We start from the raw sequence: 18,372 nt of genomic DNA on the forward strand, positions 1-18,372 counted from the left end.
TGGTATAATACCCTCGTGTGCACCCGTAGCTCAGCGGATTAGAGTACTTGGCTTCGAACCAAGGGGTCGCAAGTTCGAATCTTGCCGGGTGTACCATGAACTCCGCGCTATTCCTACCGGACCTTTTCCTATCAGCGCGTTAGTATGCCCCGTTAGCTCAACTGGATAGAGCGTTGGTTTCCGGTACCAAAGGTTGCAGGTTCGATTCCTGTGCGGGGTACCACTATACTAGACGATACCCTGGTCGATAACGGGGTATTTTTGTTGGAATTCCTCAGTTGTTGGCAATGTCAACTTGCCGTCTGTCATGACTTTGATTTTACCTTGAAAATGATCATATGCCTCATATACCGATAGGCTAGAGGTTATCATCCGCGGTAATTTATGGATGAAGTCCATTGCCCATATTATTGCTGGTGTATAGACGCCTTGTTCGCCTCCACTAAAACCTATCAGCGTTTCTCCGCTCAGAGACCGCATCAACTCATCATGAAATACTTTCGCTGATTGACACTTAATTTCTTCTTCGGTAACGGTCGTGAGGCGCTCTATCGTGGCATCAAACTCGCGCCGCGATTGTCGTTGCTGTTCTTCCCGCTCTAGTCGGTCGTGTGTCTCTTTCACACCATCGAACAGCTGCAAGAAACAGTCCGCCAAATATTCATCAGTATGACTCTCACGCGCGTCCAATTGACCATCGTTAGTTTTTATGCCCATGCTAGTACGAACTTCCAGTGCGGCTCGCTCACGCTGTATTGCGTCATACTCTTGTTGGCACTCTTGGCACTTCTTGGCAAACATAAGGGCGTCCGAGTTATATCGCGGATCTCTAAATATAAACCGAATAATATCATTGATAGTTATTATCTGTGCATCAAATCTAAAGTTAGGGTCGACTCTGCTCGTCTCCCAAAACCACTGCAGACTAGATACCACCGGTGACGGCTTGCTCGCTCGCGCCTTGTCAATAAGGTCGAGGTTAATGGTAATGTTGTCGGGGCATTCATGTATTACCCGACTAAGTTGTTCTACCTGCCCCTCAAGCCATTTTCTTTCAGTCAGTCGAAAGCCAATCGACCCAACCGCACCACCCACAACAGTCCCAGCTGTCGTCAGAAATGGCTCGCCAGAACCTAGCCATGACATACCTCCACCAGCGACAAAGCCGCCAAGTCCGAGAGTACCCATATCCCGTAGTGTTAGCCTAGTATGTCGATCTTCCCGAGCTATATCTTCAAGTTGCTCGACGATATTCACGAGCATAGGATCTTGGCATATGGTAACAAAGCCCTGGCTGGAGATGCGGCCGTTATATTCAACCCTCTCAGACCCGGGGAGATCAAGAAAACACCCCCCTACAATTACCCCGTCCGCGATAACAAAACAGGAGTCCTGCACCTCTCTTGAAAGCTTCGGGTCAACCAATTCTCCATCCTCTAGCACCTTAATAGGTGTTAATATCTCCACGCTCCCTCGCGGTATGGCACGACGTGTCCGCTGGGTTAGTTGCCCACTTTCATCAATAAAACCACCCTCCACAAGCCCCTCAATTGAATGAGGTGACTGCTTTTTAATCTCATTTCCACGACCGGGAAACTCCATACTACTCTTAGCCACGTAGCTATTATACAATAATACAAATATACTTGCAACCCTACTGTTCAAGCGACATCGGTGGCGCGCCCGGGCCTGGGGACACCATACTGCTACCATTAGCCGCCTCGCCGACCACCGCTCGTATCTGCTCCGCCGTGATAATCGTCGTTGAGCCCGGCGCGACGGTGCCAGCCAACAATTGTTTAGCGACGGTATTCTCGACGGCTCGCTGCACCACGCGGCGCATCGGACGAGCACCGAGGCGCGGGTCGTAGCCAGCATCGACCAGTAATTTTTTACCCGCCTCTTCGACAGTGACTTGGATTTTTTGTGGCGCCAGCGTTCGATTGATACCAGCCAAAATGAGATCAACGACCTGTAGCAGCTCTTCTTTACCCAAGGGACGAAATAGCACGATTTCATCAAAGCGGTTCAAGAATTCCGGACGAAATAGATTGGTATTAATCAGCTCGTTGATAAATGTTTGTTCAAACTGCTCCAGTTGGTAGCCACGCTCGATGTATTCGCGAATTCTCTCAGCACCAGCATTTGACGTGGCGATGACGATGGCGTCACGAAAACTAATGTCGCGGTTTTTCTCGTCGCGTAAAATTCCCTCGTCCAGTAACTGCAAAAGCGTCGTGAGCACCTGTGGATGAGCCTTTTCAATTTCATCAAGCAGTACCACCGAGAATGGTCGCTTCTGCACCTGGGCGGTCAGACTCATCGGATCATTCGCCCCATCAGCGATCAGCCGCGCCACGTCCTCGGCCCGGACAAACTCGTTGAGATCCAGCCGGATGAGGTTGCCCTCGCCACCAAAGTAGATATCCGCCAGCGCTTTGGACAGCTCAGTTTTACCGACACCAGTTGGGCCAAGGAACAGAAACGTACCAATCGGCCGATCAGGATTGCGCACACCGGCGCGCGCTCGCCGAATCGCATCAGAGATGACGCTAACGGCACGCGTTTGATTGATCATCCGTTGATGGATCAGGTCTTCGAGGTTCAAAAGCTTCTCTCGTTCATCGTCAGTCGAGGCGGTCGCGATCTTGATGCCCATGGTTTTTTCGACCGCGTCATCAACCGACTGGGCCGTCACCAGACCGGACGACGCATAGTGGGCTGCCGCCTCCAGCACCTTGAGCGCCCGACCTGGCATCGCCACGTCTTGGACGTAGCGCTCGCCGACACGGTAGGCTTCGGCGATGGCTTGATACATGTAGGTCACTTTATGGCGATGTTCAAGACCAAGCAGCTGATCGCGCATAATCCGCACCGTCTCCTCAGGTGATGACGGCTCGATAACGATGGTATTGAGCGCCGTCGCCAGCTGGGCATTGCGCTGAGAAATCTGCAAGTAGCGCTGACTATCCATGGTGAGGATAATCCGCAGCCTGCCCGCCTCCAGAATCGGCAGTAGCAAATTACTCAGATCAACCGAACCGACACCCTCCTCGAAAAACAGCTGGGCATTATCGAGGCACAGAATCACATTCTTTGATAAAAATGCTTCGTTGAGAATCTGCGTCACCAGTCCTTCCAGCTCGCCCCGACCGGCTGCCGCCGAGATCAACGACGAGGCGTCCAAGAGGAAAATCTGCCGATAGAGCAGTGATGACGGCACGGTTTTGTGCCCATCGATGAGCATCTCGGCAAACGCCGCCACGACCGTACTTTTGCCAGCCCCATCGAGCCCGACCAGCACTGCATTCTGTCGGCCGTTCGAGCCAAAAATTGTCATTAGCTGCTCCAGCGCTGCCTGATGAGCGTCTAGCTGCGCGATCATCGTCCCGCCCGATACCTGCAGGCTGAGGTTCTGGGCAAACCGGCTCAAGAGCGGCGTATAGCCAAACGACCAATCACGAGCGATACCACCGGTGTGAAGCGGCTTTTGCTTGAACTGCTCGATCAACGACTTGAGGCGCTCATACCACATAATGCCACCCAGCACATCACGAAAATCAATTTTTAGATTTGCTAGCAGAGCGTCATGATTCGGAAATTGCTCAACAATCGCTGCTGCTAACACCGCACCCGTTACTTTTGGACTATTGGTGTCACGCCAAATTCGCAGTGCTGACTGCCACAAAGCTGCTGTATCATTTGGATTATCTGAGGCAATATTTGTTAAAAAGTTCGGCGTGAGGCCCAGCCGCACTCCGAGGAATTGCCCGGCCCGCGACTGACCAACCGCCAGCGCGATCTCTTTTGGCGTCGGTCGCTGACTCAGGCGGCCCAGCACATCCGCTGCCATCACATCATCAATCGTCTCCGCTCGCGGACTCACCGCCATCGTCTTGAGATCGCCCTGCCACCACACGCTGAGCATCGCTAGCGGCCCCACCAGACCAATCATCAACCAGCCAATCGGCCCGTGCTTGATCAATAGCCAAACGCCGCCCAGACCCAATGCAACAGCGACGAGCACCACCAACACATGCCAAACCGTACCAAACCGCGCCGTGAACCGCGCCTTTTGCGCCCGCAGGCTGTGATAGCGAAACTCTGGCCGCACCTCGTTCACGCCAAAACCCCCATCTGCCACAAGATAATTCCCACCACCGGCGTCAAGGGTAGTAGCGCCCAGACAACGATACTGCCGACCGCCCACACCGCCCGCAGGCTGATAACTACCAGCCCCGCAAACAGCACCAGAAGCCGCACCACCGCACCAACTGCCCGCGAGAACAGCCGGTCGAAAAAGGCCTGCATCTTGACAGCAAGCGGCGCCTGAGCACGAACTTGCCCTGCGGAAATTTGGCGAAATGGATCGAACAGCGTCCGCACCAACAAACCGATTGAGAAAAAATCGGCCGTCCGCAGCACACCGAGACCAACGCGCTGCATATGCCGCCGCCAGCCTGCGCCATACCACCACTGGAAAATACCCACCAAAAACATAGTTCTATTGTAGCACACTGCTTGGGCGCGGTATAATACCAAATATGTCACGACAGATTCTCAGTACACTCATCGGCAAAACCGTCAAACAAGCCGCTCGCCTACGCGGCGGCGGCTCGGCACTCCCGGGGCTCGTGATTGAAAAGATCGACCCGGGTTTTATCACTCGCACTCTGGCGCAAATACCGCACGGTGTGGTGGTTATCAGCGGCACCAACGGCAAAACCACCACTACTAAGATTGTCGTTGAACTGCTCGAGGCGGCCGGCCTCAAGGTTTTCACCAATCGCACGGGCAGTAATTTCTCGCGCGGCGTGGCAGCAGCACTGCTCGGCGAGGTCGATATGCGCGGGCGGCTGGATGCCGACATCGCGGTGCTGGAGCTTGACGAGGCCTGGGCAGTCAAGTTTGTTCAATTAGTACCGCCACGCTACAGCCTGCTGCTCAATGTCATGCGCGATCAGCTGGATCGGTTTGGCGAGATCGACACGGCAGCTGGTTTCTTGGCAAAAATCGCCCAGGCAACCACTGATACCGTGGTGCTCAACCGCGACGACCCGCGCATCTATCGCCTGCACCAAAATACGGCAGCGGACGTAGCGTTTTTTGGCACAACCGACCAGCTGCTCGAGCTGATGCCGACTGACGATGCGCTCAAGACTGGCCATGCTCAGGCCAACCAGACAGCTCCGGCTGACGTACTGCTCATGGACATCGATAAGCAAACGGCGACCTTTCACATTGACAATGCCAAGCACGCGGTGCCGATGCGACTGAATGGCGTGTATAACTTGCTCAATGCAGCGGCGGCGCTGAGTTTGGTCCGGCAAATTACAGGAGAGAAAGCCGAGCTGACGACGTTACTAGGCGCCCTGTCGGACGTAGCGCCGGCATTCGGTCGAGGCGAGACCATCGTGATTGACGGCACACCGATTGAGCTGATTCTCGTGAAAAATCCGAGCGGCTTTCGGCTCAGCCTGCTGTCATTTGCCGACGGGACGGCGGATACGATGATTGCCATCAACGACAACTACGCCGACGGACGCGACGTTAGCTGGCTGTGGGACGTGGATGTTTCACGCCTCGAGCAGGTGGCGGTGGTCAGCGGCGTACGCGCCCATGACATGGCACTGCGGCTAGGGTATGATGATATTACGCCAGAAATAATCGAGCCAGATTTAGCGGCGGCGTTGGAGAAATTACTAGCCCATCATCCACGCAAACCAAAACATATTTACTGTACCTACACGGCGATGATGCGACTGCGCAAATTATTAGCAATCAAAACCGATGTGGAGGCCATCCGATGACGATCACGATTATTCAATTGTATCCGCGCGATATGAACCTATATGGCGACTGGGGCAATACGCTGGCGCTGAAAAAGCGGCTGGAATGGCGCGGCTTTACGGTCCGTATTATCGATCATAATCCGGGCGATACGACTGATTTTATGGCGGGAGATATATTTATCGGCGGTGGTGGCCAGGATGCCGGGCAAGAAATTATCCAGGACGATTTGCTGGCGCGAGCGGATGAGCTACGGCGCTTAGCGGAGAGCGGCGTGCCGATGTTGATGATCTGTGGTATGTATCAATTATTTGGCCGGGCGTTCACCACACATGATGGGCACGTGATTCGTGGTGCGGGGATTTTACCGCTAGAGACATACGCCAAGGCAGAGCGACTGATCGGCAACATCACGCTCGAGAGCGAGGAATTCGGACAGATCGTCGGTTATGAAAATCATAGCGGCCAGACACTGCTCGACGACGGAGTGTTGCCGCTCGGGCGCGTGGTGCGGGGCGCTGGTAATGATGAGACTGGCCAAGTTGAGGGCGCGAGGCTGCACAACATCGTGGCGACGTACCTGCACGGACCGATCTTGCCAAAGAATCCACGGCTCGCTGATTTTTTGATCACCGTGGCGCTCGCACGAAAAGGCTATACCGATAAGCTCAGCACGCTACCCATCGACCGCACCGCAGAACATGCACAACGAGTGGCGATGGAGCGAGGACGGTAAGCTCAGTGCGGCCTAGCGGTCGCTAATGGAGACGGTGTTATTAAAATAATCAACCTTAAAACCCTTAGGGTCATCAAGGAGTGCCATAACAGCTTCTCCTTCAAAAAAGCTGTAGGGAGGCTTAGTCATTACGCCTATAAGATCTGACCAACACATGCTTCCATCGTTAGTCTGTAATATTTCTCGAACAGCCACTTGGCGCTCTCTGTGTTTACATACGGTATTTTTTGACCCCCCAACTGCAACCTTGCCTAAAACTTTCTCTGCTGCCTCACGGCCCAGCCGCTTATCTTGCTCTTCTTCAGAGGTGCCTAATTCAGTGAGTTCAGCGCGTGATTCATCCATCGGGACAAGTCGCTTAAAATTGGGGTTTTTAGAAATCTGCTCATGACCTCCACTCATTCTTACGCTCCTTCCATTATAGTCACTGTTTTGATTATACCAGAAGCTGGTTAGTAGCGTAAGATTACAGGAACGGGCGTGTATTATAACCACAACAGACTGAAAACGCCCCCGGAGCGGAGCTCCGAGGGCGCGTGTTCGAACAAGATGAGTGTGGTCGGCTACGTCCCCTGCCCCTTGAATGAGTCCTCGTTCCTTATCCAGCCGACCCTGCCGGAGCTGCAGCGGTTGGCTGAGGTGATGGGGTCGTTGCCGACGGACGGGCCAGCTGGTATCGCAGCGATGATCGAAGTAGCGGAACAGCTGCCAACGAACGCATCGGCTAACGCTGCCCTGATGATCGAGGAGGTGGCTCAGCTGGCGCCCCATGAGGCGGAGCGTGATGCTGTGCGCGTACCAAATGATGTTGCTGTGACGTCCACGCCGGTAACAGCTGCTATGGATGAATATCCTTGCTGTGTCATGTCCGGGCGGCGAGACGGCGCTTCGGATTCCCGTCGGGTGCGGCGTCGGCTTTCGCCTGAGACCATTGCCCAGGTTGTGGAACGCTACCAGACGGGGGCGACGGCGGCGGAGCTTGGTGCTGAGCATGGTGTGTCGAAGAACGGCATGCTCAAGCTGCTGCGTGAGCAAGGGGTGCAGATTCGTGCCAAATCTCTGCCAATCGCGGTCGTCACTCAGGCCAAGCATCTGTACGAGCGTGGCATGTCGATGCGTCAGGTGTCGGAGCAGCTGGGCGTCTCACGCACCGCACTCAGGCGGAACTTCCGGGAGATGGGGGTTGGGGTGTGAGGTATATTTATCGAAGTGACGTCAAACCTATGGTGGACACATGATGGAAGCTGGTGCCAGCGTAGGTTCTGCTAAACACATGTTGTATGCAGCAGCAGATTTGTTGCTGGCTGACACCTCAAGGAGGGGGCAGGAAGATAGTTGTGATTATACATGGTCATTCTCAAGTGTGCTTTAGTAAAGGTTTTACCGGTCGACGTGCTGCTTGTGAATAAGCCCCGGACTTAGTCCGGGGCGAGGAATCACTTCCTATCTCTGGTGCTAGTGCCGAAGATGACTACCCAGTTACCCACTAGAAAAATCATGGCACTTATGCAGCCGATGGCAAGGCACTCCCCACGACCGAAATCTGACAGGAGGAGTCCGACGTAGACTCCAACCAGGAGTGCGAGAAGAGAAAAGAAGTAGATTACGCGGAGGAACATGAGTAGCCCCAATCTCTGGTGTGATACTCGACACTCTTGTGTCGGGCTACTGATGGCCTGATCTGTAAGCAGCCAGTAGCCCGACGCGAGAAGATGTTCCTGATTGTTATTATACACTATTTTTGCAAAAAGTCTATACGAAAAGGTGGTAAATGATGGATACTGCGCGGCATATGAAAATTAGCACAGTGGCCGCTGTGCTAGGCGTAGTTGTAGCCGCTATTGGCATACCCGCAACCTTTGTTGTGCCAGAGATTCGATGCTGGTCCGGATTGGATAAACCTGATAAATGTCAGGGACCCGTCGCAGTTCCTTCGCCGTTATCCCCCGGCAAAGAAGGGGGCGGAACGCCAACTAGCTCTCCGGCGACTGTTGAGCCCTCGGCGACAACTTTACAGCCACGCGAAACCGAGACAACTACTTCACTAGGTGGGACAACTGATACTCCTAGCTCGAACCCTCCCGAGACTTCGCTGCCCCCGATCGTCGATGAACTAAAAAATCCCCACTACTATACACATGATAAAGAGTATACTGGTAGAGTATGGATCAATATTATTCCAACTTCAGCAAATGAAGGGAAACAACATACTATCCGTATCATTTGGGGGGCGGTTAAGTATGAAAATACCTTCAGAGTTGGTGACTCTTCGAGTCTTGTGCATGAGAAAACCAAGCCCGACAGTGTCCGTATGGACGTTTATGTGGAGCCCGCAGCGCGAGTGGAGTTTGGAGTAGGAAGGCCTCCTAGTAAGCATGTCATTGATATAAAGGACGGGTGGACTAAGCGGTAGATAAGACTGGACACATACTCTCTTGCTGAGTGCTTTCTCTTCTTGGGTACTCGCTGGAACCGATCTTCGGATTCAATGCTGAGACTTACCCGCGGTCACCCTCAAACATACCCTGGCTGGGGGGTTTAGCTGGCTGACACACTGCCTATGAACTAGGCCTCACAGAGTCCCTAAACTCTACCTACTCAAGCCCCAGATGAGCCTCAACCACATGCAGCCGCTTGTCCAGCGCTCGCCATTTCTTGTCCTGGGTGTCCCAGCCAACTGTGTCAGCGTGCTCGCGAGAGCCTTCCTCGAGGAATAAGCGGGTGCGTAGCGAAGCCAGTTCGGCCTTGAGATCACTTTGGGTGGCCATGACCTTCTTGAAATTATGATCAGTCTTCAGTTCAAACAGCTGGAAGACGTCGTCGCTGTTCTTGATGTCTTCGCGGATAGCGGCCTGGCCTTTCTCGAGATCGTTCAGGCGCTTGTCCATAGCTTCAAAGCGTTTGTCTATCTGCTCTGTCAATGTATTAATCTTCGCTAATATTTCGTCCATGTAATATCCTCCTTATATCTATTAAATCATGGCTGTTACTAGCAAACAAGGGGGTAGTTTCCGGATCCGTTTCACCCACCCCCGCTCCCTCTCTCCGCTCACTTCACCCCTGGTCACTCCGAACACTGGACTTCGTCCCCTCAGAAATCTGATGACAAAGGGGCGACACGCCCTCTCCTTTAGCAAGAATCCTGTCTTTAAGGATTTCATTAAGACGATTTATCTCACCCCTGCTACATCGACAAAAACGCCCCCGGAGCGGAACCCCGAGGGCGCGTGTTCGAACAAGATGAGTGTGGTCGGGGTGAAAGGACTCGAACCTTCGACCTCACGGTCCCAAACCGCGCGCGCTAGCCAACTGCGCCACACCCCGAGAAGCTAATCTCGTTACTCACTCCGCTCCATTCTACCACACTTTACACATTAAATACAGCAATAATTAGTGATTTCAGTTAATATATAGAAGACACTCTCTCATACTTATGCCTGGTACTAAGCACATCACCCATACAATTCACCACCGACAAATGATATATCTCTATACCATTGTTTGTGTGTATCTCACGCTGCCCATTCTCATTTGCATCGGTGTTATTCCTTGGAATATGAAGTTCGTGGCACTCGTCTTCGGTGTAGTAGCAATGTACATAGTGATGCGAATTCTCGGCCATACGCATAGCGACATCGGTATTCCGCGGCATCCTCAGCCGTATACTACAAGAACTACGGCTACACCGAGTGCTGGAGCTTGGCGTAGCAGCCGCCCTTTTTGGTTATGTACATATCATCTACGGCGACGTACTCACCGTTGTTATCATGAGCATTGTTGGCCTTGTCTGGTACCGAGCGTACCAGCGCTCATCAAACCTCATCGGTGTAACGATAAGTCACGTGGTGCTTGGTGTGATGACGATTGCCCTGGGGATTATTGATTAACATTGACAAGTTACCCCCCATTTTGTTTAATGGTAAACAAGATGAGAGGGATGGAACAAGGATCAAGACCAGAAACAAAAGAACCACAGCCAGAGTGCGAAGCACAGCAGAATCAAGCACTACGACTAGTACGATGGGCGGCACGGACAATGGGTAGCCTGCTTGGGCGCAAGAAGGAAAAGCGTGAGCAAATACCTGAGCTTTCCCCTGAGGCGGTGAAGCGCGCTCTGCTCGGGAGGGTTAAGCATTCAGCTGATAATGCGACTGGGCAATATTCAGATTCGTCAGAAGAGAATGTTCAGTACCCGTACATCAACCTTGATGACTCGCTTTATCGTTACCCTTTTCCGGCGGAATTGCTTCCAGGGCTAAAGCAATCGGAAACAACTCGCGAAGAGATGGAGGAGCGAAGAGATGCTTGGAGTGATTTGTATTTTCATTTAATCGAGCAGCTTGGAAACATCAAGGCGATGACTTTGGCCTACGAAGAGCGCACCACCAAGAAAATATCAAAAAGTGAATATGATTTGCTAGAAGAAAAGTATCAAGATTTACTAAAAGTATGCACCTTCGTTCTCGAAGAGCGAGATCGCCTCGACAAGCTCATTCACACAGACCGCTACGTACCTCATGCGCGCTGGAGTGCAGATAGTATTTTTGCTTGAACAAACCAAGCTCCAAAACCTGACGAATGGCAACCTTGTATCCCTCGGGCATGTTGAGCTTATTGACCTCATCCGGAGAGACAAGTGCCAACTCTTTATGTTCATGACTAAAGTGCGGCGTTGCGCCCTCGACCGCTTTCGCAAAATATGTAACCACAAAAACGTGACGATACGGAAAAATTGTGTACACCCAATTGTGAACATTCATCCCAACTGATATATCAATGTTCAGTTCTTAATGAACTTCACGTTGTACGCACGCTGTTGGACTTTCCCCGAGATCTAATTTTCCTCCCGGCAGCTCCCATTCGTCACGCTCATTTCGCAAGAGTGGAATCTGACCGTTAAGAGAGATGACAGCCTTAACAGAAATTGGCAATTGATATTCAAAATAATCAATATCCCGCTTGACCAAATAAGGCTGGGCGAGCGACTTAACTTCAATCGTTTCCTTTTGCCAAGCCTTGAACATAAATTACGCGTTCACCGCCTCAATCTCCACCGACAATACGTCTTTATTCGTCGGTAGATCAGACGTCGGCTCAAAGGTGTAAACCAGTAGCTGACCAAACGGCATTTCCACATGGGCCATGTCTGCTTCTGGCACGTGGTCGAGATGTTTCATCAGCGCGCGGATAGAATTACCATGCGCCACTAATAGAATGTTCTCACCGGCCTGTAATTTTGGTAAAATCTCCCGCTCAAAATACGGCACGACCCGCGCATGAACATCCTTGAGCGTTTCACCACCCGGCACTGGATAATCCCAGCCGCGCCGGATACCGTTGAAGGCTTCCTCGCCAATCTCCGCCTTGACTTCCCACTTATTTTTACCAGTCAGATCACCATAATCACGCTCATTCAGCTCGGCTGCTTGCGTCGTCGGCAGACTGCCCATGCCGCGCCCCTCAAGCAGCGCATCCAGCGTTTGGTGCGTCCGCTTGAGTGCCGACGTATACGCCTCATCAAACCTGATGTCTTTGAGTAGCGCACCCAGCCGCACTGTGTCGGCCCGCCCTTTTTCCGTGAGCCCCACGTCCGTCCAGCCCGTCCACTTGCCGAGCAGATTCCATTCACTTTCACCGTGTCGACTGATAACTAATATTCCCATCATTCCTCCTCCGTTTATTTTTCCTACGAACCAAATCCCACGAATTGCGTAACCGCCTCTTGACGTTCGTCATCGCCGTCAACGATTCGCGTTTCGACATAGCCGCCTGGCCGATGATGAGCCCAATGTGGTATTGACCACGCGAATCCTTCATTGCTTGCCAGCACTGCGTCGCGGCTCAGGAACTGATAGGCGTCAATTTCCGACTGTTGCAAGACGATCTGCCCAAGTCGCTCATCATCCAGCACGGCCCGAAAGATATACTGATGCGCCAGTCCTTTGTCGCTGGAGCGTGACGCTACCGCAAAAAACGAAACTTCCTCCTCGGTGACGACTAACCCGACCTCTTCCTGGGCTTCGCGAAGTGCTGCCTGTAGCGGCGTTTCGCCAGCGTCAACCATACCACCGGGCAGACTCCAGTGCGTCTTGTAATACGCCTTGACTGTGAGCAGCTCACCCGCCGGATTTTCAATCAGCAGCGCAGCACTGGCGATCCGAGTGTCCTGCGTCTTTAGCCACTCCTCATGCGGCAACCAACCACTTCTCATTATTTTGCGTACTCGATCGCCCGTGTTTCACGGATTACATTAACCTTGATAGTGCCTGGGTACTGCATGGTTGATTCAATTTTAGTAGCGATATCGCGCGACAGTTTGAATGCGCTCAGATCATCAATATCCTCTGACCGGACAATCACCCGCACTTCGCGCCCCGCAGAAATTGCATAGGCTTTATCAACACCATTAAAGCTGGTTGCTACGTTCTCTAGGTCGCGCATCCGCTCAGCAAAATTCTCGGCTGAAATATTGCGTGCTCCTGGCCGAGCAGCACTGGCGGCGTCGCACACTCGTACGATCAATGCCTCCGGCGTCGTCGCCTCGATATCATCATGATGCGCTTCGATGGCGTGAACGATCCGCTCGTCCATGCCGTATTTGCGCGCTAGCTCGGCACCGATGTGGTGATGCTTACCCTCGATCTTATGCGTTACCGCCTTACCGACGTCATGCAGCAATGTCGCGATTTTTGTGATGCGCACATCAGCGCCAATTTCCTCAGCGATCACCCCAGCCATCTGGGCCATCTCAGTCGAATGCTTCAATACGTTCTGCCCGTAACTCGTCCGGAATTTCAGCTCACCGAGCAGTCGCTGCATTTCCTTCGGGATGCCGACGACGCCCGTCTCGCGCATGGCGTCCTCGCCGGCCTGCTTGACTTCTTTATCGATCTGTTTTTTCGCCTTGGCGACAACTTCTTCAATGCGGGCCGGGTGGATACGGCCATCTTTCATCAACATCTCGAGGCTCAATCGAGCCACCTGCCGGCGAATTGGATCAAAACTCGACAGCACGATCATACCCGGCGTATCATCCACCAAAATATCGACACCAGTCTCGCGCTGCAACGCCTGAATGTTGCGACCTTCTTTGCCGATGATTCGACCTTTCATCTCATCATCAGTCAGCTTGACGGCCGTGACTGTTCGCTCAGCCGTCACCTCGCTGCTCATCCGCTCCATCGCCGTGAGCAAGATCATCTGCGCCCGCTCTTCGGCATCATCCATAGCCTCGTGTTGTAATTTTGACACCAATCCGACCAGATCGTTCTTGATATCGCGCTCTGTCATTTGCATGAGCTTGTCGGCAGCATCCTTTTTCTTTAGGCCCGCAATCTTCTCGAGCTTCTCCTGCTGACGCGTGCGAATAGTGCGAATCTCTTCCTTGAGATTATCAACCTCATCTTCGTGTGCGCGCAGCTTCTCCGCCCGCTTGTCTAGTTCGTCCAATTTCCGATCCAGCGTCTGCTCGCGATCCGCCAACCGATTCTCGGTCTTTTGCCACTCGCGGCGGCGCTCATTTTCGATTTTTAAGGCTTCGTCCTTAGCTTTCAGGACAATGTCGCTCGCCTTACTCTTTGCCTCGGCGATGTCACGCTCAATTTGCGACTTGCCATTAGCTTGCCGTGTTCGCTGATAGGCGTAAAAACCGCCCACGCCAAGTGCCGCGCCAACCAAGCCGCCAATAACTATTCCTACCATATGATTTCCTTTCTTTTCTGACCAGTCGCCCCGGGTATACACCCCGAGAAATGTATCAACGACTGGCCATATTCAACTGATGCAATAAAACGGCCCGAGCCACTAATCTAAAGCCGTCCTACTTTTATTGTACGATATTGCGGATGAAAATACCACTATTTGCGCGGAGCCGTGATGTGAGCCGCGCCGCCATATTCGGGGAGAATAATCGTGTCGTTTTCGGCGCGCTTCAGCCGCTCCAGGCAGTCATCTCGCCAGTGATCGCCACTACTGCCAACGATCGGAATGCCGAGTCCCTCCGCCAACGTGTTTGCCACCGCACAGCCAATCCTCAGTCCCGTAAAGCTACCCGGCCCACGCATGATGCCGATACCACTGATGTGGTGAATGCCGCCGGTCTGCTCGTCCAAAAATCGTAGCAGCCCTCGGGCTAAACCACGACCCGCTTCCCAAGCCACCTCTCGCCAGGTATCACCCTGAACAATCGTTAAACGGCACGTCATCGTCGATGTATCGAGCAGAATAATCACGCTAACTCCTCGTCCGCCGCACTGATTGCCGCGAGGAGTGCCCGGCTCGTCGGCCCGCCAGCACTCAACGTGACACGCCGCGACTGTTCGTCAATTGCTAGAATCCTCGCTGTCAGTCGATCAGCTGGCAATACCTGCTCGACGGCACCCGCCCACTCAACCACTGTTACGGTCTGTGGTTGCATGGTTACCTCATGAATTTCTTCCGCCATGATACCCGCCTCACCCAATCGATAAAAATCATAGTGAGCCAGCGTCAAGCCGCCCGGCGACTGGTACACGCGGGAAATAGTAAATGTTGGGCTTTGCACCGGTTCAGTAATGTCGAGCCCCTCGGCAACACCTTTCGTTAGCGTTGTCTTGCCAGCGCCGATGTCCCCGACCAGCTCAATCACCTCACCACCCTTCAGGCTGCGCCCAATCACCTGACCCAGCTGCTGCATCGCTGTGATACTGGTAATAATCTGGCTCATTTGCTGTCGCTGCCGTCAGCTTCGGCCGCAGGATGCGCCTTTCGGAATGGATTTTCGAACGTTGGCTGTGGCTGCACAACCGGCTCCTTGTGGCGGATCTCTGGCGTCTTGACAACGATATGTTCGTCAGTCACACGAACGATCTGCGAACGATGAATCAGCAGTTCAGTATCGCCAAAACTCTTGAGTAGTGGTCGCCGCACCCGGAGCTGCTGAATGACAAAATTACCGGCCTCCAACGTGTAGCCGATGACCTTGCCAACCTTATGATTTTTTTCATCAATGACCCGCTTACCAACTAGTGCGAACTGAAACTCATACACTTCCTTGATCTTCAGGACGTCGCTCGGCATAATCAGCTCGTCCGCCGAATCAATGATCAGACCCAGCGGCCCAATTTCCCGCACATCGGCGATCCGCAGTAAACTCGGTGACTGATCAAGCGTCGGCCCTTCTAGCTCATACGCCACGATTGATAAATTGCGCGGGTCAATCACCGCCCGCGATGTCCGTGCCAGCTCCGAGCCAGTCTGTAGGCTCATCACCGGTGCGTTATCAAATCGTTCAGCAGAAATTAGCATACTTCTCACATTATAGCGATATCCACGCTATTCGGCAAACAGGTTCGTCCGCCCCGCCGGCAGACTAAAATTGGCGTTGGCGGTATCGCGCGTACGGAAACTGTTGATCTGGTCAATCGTCTTCTGGTCAAATCGCGTCGTCTGTTGTTGGATGGTATCTTCTTTTGGATTCGACGAGGCGAGTAGACTGTAGAGCAGGAAAATTGCCACCGACACACCAACCACCACCGTCAATGTATAAAGGATAACGTGGTAGCGATGGAAAAACCGCGACACCAGTGTACCAATTTGTGAAATATCAGGTGAATTTTTCATCGAACATATACCTCCACATCCAGGGTTTGCGTACTCACTTGGCCTACCCCCTCAGCCTTGGACATGCTGACACTAGCGATCTGCATCCGCGTCAAGTTCTGCTCAATCAAATGCATAAATCGAAGCAGCGCCATGTAATCTGTTTTTTCGTTGAGGCGAACCGACACTTTCATGCTTTTTGGCCCGGCAGCGCTGTTTGAACCGGAGCTGTTATTCGTACCCGAGGTGCCTGATGAACCCGAGTTTGACTTGGCTCCAGCCGAGCCTGATGTGAAGGTGAACCCAGCAATGCCAACGCCTGATTGATTGGCGTAAGTAGTGAGGTCATTGATGATCTGATTCTGATATTGATATTGCTGAGTTTCTGCTACTAGCTGCCGAGCCTTGGCAACACTATCCTTATATTTCTCCATCTCCTTTTCCAGCCGCGCTAGATTTTGCACCTTAGCGTCAACCGCTTTTGCCTCAGTCTGAATCTTAGAGACTTCCTCAGCGGTACCCTGCAGCATGGTGTAGCCGAAATAAACGATCCCTCCCATGCCGACCAAGATCAGTACTAGCGACAGCGCAAAGACGATCCGCATGGTCACCGCCGGTGTCATTTTTTCTCGTTTTCTCTCACTCATTGCTTCGCGACCTCCGGCACCATCGTCACATTAATTGTAATATTGATTGGGTAACCGTCCTTGTTTTCTTTTTCGGCCACCGCCGAGGCGAGATTAACATCCTTAAAGAGGTTTGACTGCTGAAAACTGTCCTTCAGCCGCAGTGCATCGCCATACGTTTTGCCGCGTGCGTTGATAGTCATCGGCGTGCCGAGCTTCTTGCTATCCAGCGTCAACGTTTGCAAAATTGTTCCCGATGGCATCGCCTGGGCAATCTTGAGTGCCACCTTTGAATATCGCACGTCTTTATCAAGGATTGCTTTAGCAATCTTGAGGTTTGCACTAAACGAGTCATAATCCTGCTGGACTTTTTGATACTGCAGCGCCCGACGGTTACCCGTCTCAATCGTCTGCTGAGCAGTCGTTTTTGCATGCTCCATGATCAAATAAATACCTACTGTCGCCACGATGAGTAAGAAGCCGAGGATTAACGACACCACGCAGTAGCGCCACAATATCACATTTGACCGGCCGGCGACAATCTCACGTTTAACTTTCGGCGGTAATAGATTAATCATGCCAAATCTCCTCCGCTCGCACCAGTGATAAGCCAGCTGCTGTCATAAACCGCGGTCGTAGCTGTTTGGCCGGCGGTGCTAAATTATTAAAGTTCAGCGACTGCCACGGACTAGCCACTCGTGCTGGCAGGGTCAGCTCGCCCGTAAAGTACTCACCAAGCCCTGGCACACTACTACCGCTACCAACGATCAACACCTGTTCAAGGCGGGATTCATCCGGGAAGCGATCGGTGTAGTAGCGAATAACTTTCTGGATTTCACCGATGATCCGCTGCAGACTCGGCTTTAGTGCCTCGGTAATTTTTTCTTGGCGCGGGCCAGTGTTGAGGCCATTAAGCACCTTGAATTGGTGCGCCGTCTCGAGTGGTACGTTCAATTTTTTCGCAATGTCAAGCGTCAATGTATTGCCACCAATGTTTAGACCACCGGTCACGCGAATTGCCGCATCAAGAATAGCGATATCGGTCGTCGCTGGGCCGATGTCAACGATAACTGTCGGCAGCGACCCTTCTTTAGTTCGCTCAAGCAGTCGTGCCACCGCATTGATACTCGGCTCAATCATCGCCACCTCAATACCGCACGATTCAACAATTGCCAGCTGCTCGTCAACAATCTTTTGCGGCACCGCGCACATCAAGACCGATAAATTTTCTTTGCCGCGCTTGATAATCTGATGATCAACATAAAGCGAATCGAGCGGCATCGGCACATACTGCTCGACCTCGAGATTCACCGCCTCCTCAATCTTATTCTCCTGCTTGATCGGCAGCGCAAAGGTGCGCGCGTATGTCTTGGTCGTCGGCAATCCCAGTACCACGCGGTTACTGCCGAGCCGTCCGACAATATTCTTTTCAAACATTTGATTGATCTTGCCGCAGAGATACTCTGCCCGGTCATCGCTCTCGTCCTTCGCCGGATCCAGCTCAATCGCGCCGTATCCATGCACCGTCATCCGTGCCATATCGACTGACATTACCCGAACGCCGGCCTTGTTAATATCAAGCCCGATGATCGGCTTTGACTTGTAGAAAATATTTGCCACTATCGTTTGCCCACATCTCTT

22 protein-coding genes and 3 tRNA genes are annotated in these 18,372 nt (G+C 52.6%); 7 read left to right on the forward strand and 18 right to left on the reverse strand.

All coding sequences use genetic code 11. The features are described 5' to 3' along the window. Nucleotides 1–19 precede the first annotated feature (19 nt). A tRNA-Arg gene (locus NLML1_RS03430) sits at nucleotides 20–96 on the forward strand. A gap of 50 nt (nucleotides 97–146) precedes the next feature. Then, nucleotides 147–223, forward strand: a tRNA-Arg gene (locus NLML1_RS03435). A 5-nt stretch (nucleotides 224–228) separates the two neighbouring features. Here NLML1_RS03435 and NLML1_RS03440 read toward each other — a convergent pair. Genes NLML1_RS03440 through NLML1_RS03450 form a run of 3 tightly spaced genes read right to left on the reverse strand, consistent with a single transcriptional unit; the run spans nucleotide 229 to nucleotide 4,500 of the window. Next, complete coding sequence (locus NLML1_RS03440; RefSeq protein ID WP_285441401.1) at nucleotides 229–1,617, reverse strand: hypothetical protein; 1,389 nt, start codon at nucleotides 1,615–1,617, stop codon at nucleotides 229–231. Nucleotides 1,618–1,654: 37 nt separating this feature from the next. Beyond that, nucleotides 1,655–4,144 carry an AAA family ATPase gene (locus tag NLML1_RS03445; RefSeq protein WP_285441402.1) on the reverse strand — a complete coding sequence of 830 codons (2,490 nt, stop codon included), beginning with the start codon at nucleotides 4,142–4,144 and terminating at the stop codon, nucleotides 1,655–1,657. After that, nucleotides 4,120–4,500, reverse strand: a complete 381-nt coding sequence (locus NLML1_RS03450; RefSeq protein WP_285441403.1) for a hypothetical protein — start codon at nucleotides 4,498–4,500, stop codon at nucleotides 4,120–4,122. Before NLML1_RS03450 ends, NLML1_RS03445 begins: the two co-directional genes overlap by 25 nt. A gap of 44 nt (nucleotides 4,501–4,544) precedes the next feature. Between NLML1_RS03450 and NLML1_RS03455 the strand changes: the two genes are divergently transcribed. Together NLML1_RS03455 and NLML1_RS03460 are read left to right on the forward strand one after the other, a co-directional pair. Beyond that, complete coding sequence (locus NLML1_RS03455) at nucleotides 4,545–5,810, forward strand: Mur ligase family protein (RefSeq protein ID WP_285441404.1); 1,266 nt, start codon at nucleotides 4,545–4,547, stop codon at nucleotides 5,808–5,810. Then, nucleotides 5,807–6,526: a type 1 glutamine amidotransferase gene (locus tag NLML1_RS03460; RefSeq protein WP_285441405.1), complete on the forward strand. Its 720-nt coding sequence runs from the start codon at nucleotides 5,807–5,809 to the stop codon at nucleotides 6,524–6,526. Before NLML1_RS03455 ends, NLML1_RS03460 begins: the two co-directional genes overlap by 4 nt. 12 nt (nucleotides 6,527–6,538) lie before the next feature. On the opposite strand, the gene NLML1_RS03465 is transcribed toward NLML1_RS03460, so the two are convergent. Next, on the reverse strand, nucleotides 6,539–6,928 hold the full coding sequence (locus tag NLML1_RS03465; protein ID WP_285441406.1) for a hypothetical protein: 390 nt from the start codon (nucleotides 6,926–6,928) through the stop codon (nucleotides 6,539–6,541). 147 nt (nucleotides 6,929–7,075) lie between these two features. Here NLML1_RS03465 and NLML1_RS03470 point away from each other — a divergent pair, with 147 nt between their 5' ends. Continuing rightward, complete coding sequence (locus NLML1_RS03470) at nucleotides 7,076–7,720, forward strand: hypothetical protein (RefSeq protein ID WP_285441407.1); 645 nt, start codon at nucleotides 7,076–7,078, stop codon at nucleotides 7,718–7,720. 1,400 nt (nucleotides 7,721–9,120) lie between these two features. On the opposite strand, the gene NLML1_RS03475 is transcribed toward NLML1_RS03470, so the two are convergent. Further along, nucleotides 9,121–9,477, reverse strand: a complete 357-nt coding sequence (locus NLML1_RS03475) for a hypothetical protein (RefSeq protein WP_285441408.1) — start codon at nucleotides 9,475–9,477, stop codon at nucleotides 9,121–9,123. 296 nt (nucleotides 9,478–9,773) lie between these two features. Beyond that, nucleotides 9,774–9,850 (reverse strand) — tRNA-Pro (locus tag NLML1_RS03480). A gap of 326 nt (nucleotides 9,851–10,176) precedes the next feature. On the opposite strand from NLML1_RS03480, the gene NLML1_RS03485 reads away from it, so the two are divergent. Both NLML1_RS03485 and NLML1_RS03490 read left to right on the forward strand, forming a co-directional pair. After that, nucleotides 10,177–10,413: a CPBP family glutamic-type intramembrane protease gene (locus NLML1_RS03485; protein ID WP_285441912.1), complete on the forward strand. Its 237-nt coding sequence runs from the start codon at nucleotides 10,177–10,179 to the stop codon at nucleotides 10,411–10,413. 50 nt (nucleotides 10,414–10,463) lie between these two features. After that, nucleotides 10,464–11,078, forward strand: coding sequence for a hypothetical protein (locus NLML1_RS03490; RefSeq protein ID WP_285441409.1), 615 nt, complete (start codon nucleotides 10,464–10,466; stop codon nucleotides 11,076–11,078). On the opposite strand, the gene NLML1_RS03495 is transcribed toward NLML1_RS03490, so the two are convergent. The 12 genes from NLML1_RS03495 to pilM form a co-directional block, all read right to left on the reverse strand. Further along, complete coding sequence (locus NLML1_RS03495; protein ID WP_285441410.1) at nucleotides 11,017–11,286, reverse strand: NUDIX hydrolase; 270 nt, start codon at nucleotides 11,284–11,286, stop codon at nucleotides 11,017–11,019. The genes NLML1_RS03490 and NLML1_RS03495 overlap by 62 nt on opposite strands. Before the next feature lie 27 nt (nucleotides 11,287–11,313). Continuing rightward, nucleotides 11,314–11,550 carry an NUDIX domain-containing protein gene (locus tag NLML1_RS03500; RefSeq protein ID WP_285441411.1) on the reverse strand — a complete coding sequence of 79 codons (237 nt, stop codon included), beginning with the start codon at nucleotides 11,548–11,550 and terminating at the stop codon, nucleotides 11,314–11,316. 3 nt (nucleotides 11,551–11,553) lie between these two features. Continuing rightward, complete coding sequence (locus NLML1_RS03505) at nucleotides 11,554–12,192, reverse strand: 2,3-bisphosphoglycerate-dependent phosphoglycerate mutase (protein ID WP_285441412.1); 639 nt, start codon at nucleotides 12,190–12,192, stop codon at nucleotides 11,554–11,556. Between the two features lie 20 nt (nucleotides 12,193–12,212). After that, a complete protein-coding gene (locus NLML1_RS03510; RefSeq protein ID WP_285441413.1) occupies nucleotides 12,213–12,737 on the reverse strand; it encodes an NUDIX domain-containing protein in 525 nt (174 codons plus the stop codon). Beyond that, on the reverse strand, nucleotides 12,737–14,227 hold the full coding sequence (gene rny / locus NLML1_RS03515; RefSeq protein WP_285441414.1) for a ribonuclease Y: 1,491 nt from the start codon (nucleotides 14,225–14,227) through the stop codon (nucleotides 12,737–12,739). The genes NLML1_RS03510 and rny overlap by 1 nt, the downstream gene beginning before the upstream one ends. 155 nt (nucleotides 14,228–14,382) lie before the next feature. Beyond that, on the reverse strand, nucleotides 14,383–14,757 hold the full coding sequence (locus NLML1_RS03520; protein ID WP_285441415.1) for a tRNA threonylcarbamoyladenosine biosynthesis protein TsaB: 375 nt from the start codon (nucleotides 14,755–14,757) through the stop codon (nucleotides 14,383–14,385). Further along, complete coding sequence (gene tsaE / locus NLML1_RS03525) at nucleotides 14,754–15,230, reverse strand: tRNA (adenosine(37)-N6)-threonylcarbamoyltransferase complex ATPase subunit type 1 TsaE (protein WP_285441416.1); 477 nt, start codon at nucleotides 15,228–15,230, stop codon at nucleotides 14,754–14,756. Before tsaE ends, NLML1_RS03520 begins: the two co-directional genes overlap by 4 nt. Beyond that, on the reverse strand, nucleotides 15,227–15,811 hold the full coding sequence (locus NLML1_RS03530) for a PRC-barrel domain-containing protein (protein WP_285441417.1): 585 nt from the start codon (nucleotides 15,809–15,811) through the stop codon (nucleotides 15,227–15,229). The genes tsaE and NLML1_RS03530 overlap by 4 nt, the downstream gene beginning before the upstream one ends. Before the next feature lie 27 nt (nucleotides 15,812–15,838). Then, complete coding sequence (locus NLML1_RS03535) at nucleotides 15,839–16,126, reverse strand: hypothetical protein (protein ID WP_138077531.1); 288 nt, start codon at nucleotides 16,124–16,126, stop codon at nucleotides 15,839–15,841. Further along, nucleotides 16,123–16,752: a hypothetical protein gene (locus NLML1_RS03540; protein ID WP_171277940.1), complete on the reverse strand. Its 630-nt coding sequence runs from the start codon at nucleotides 16,750–16,752 to the stop codon at nucleotides 16,123–16,125. Before NLML1_RS03540 ends, NLML1_RS03535 begins: the two co-directional genes overlap by 4 nt. Continuing rightward, the gene (locus NLML1_RS03545; protein WP_162323594.1) at nucleotides 16,749–17,309 is read right to left on the reverse strand and encodes a PilN domain-containing protein; all 561 of its coding nucleotides are present in this window, start codon (nucleotides 17,307–17,309) and stop codon (nucleotides 16,749–16,751) included. The genes NLML1_RS03540 and NLML1_RS03545 overlap by 4 nt, the downstream gene beginning before the upstream one ends. Next, the gene (pilM, locus tag NLML1_RS03550) at nucleotides 17,302–18,351 is read right to left on the reverse strand and encodes a pilus assembly protein PilM (RefSeq protein ID WP_138077537.1); all 1,050 of its coding nucleotides are present in this window, start codon (nucleotides 18,349–18,351) and stop codon (nucleotides 17,302–17,304) included. The genes NLML1_RS03545 and pilM overlap by 8 nt, the downstream gene beginning before the upstream one ends. Nucleotides 18,352–18,372: the final 21 nt, after the last annotated feature.

Source organism: Candidatus Nanosynbacter lyticus (assembly GCF_030253515.1).
In the GTDB taxonomy this organism is placed as follows: Bacteria; Patescibacteriota; Saccharimonadia; order Saccharimonadales; family Saccharimonadaceae; genus Nanosynbacter; species Nanosynbacter lyticus_A.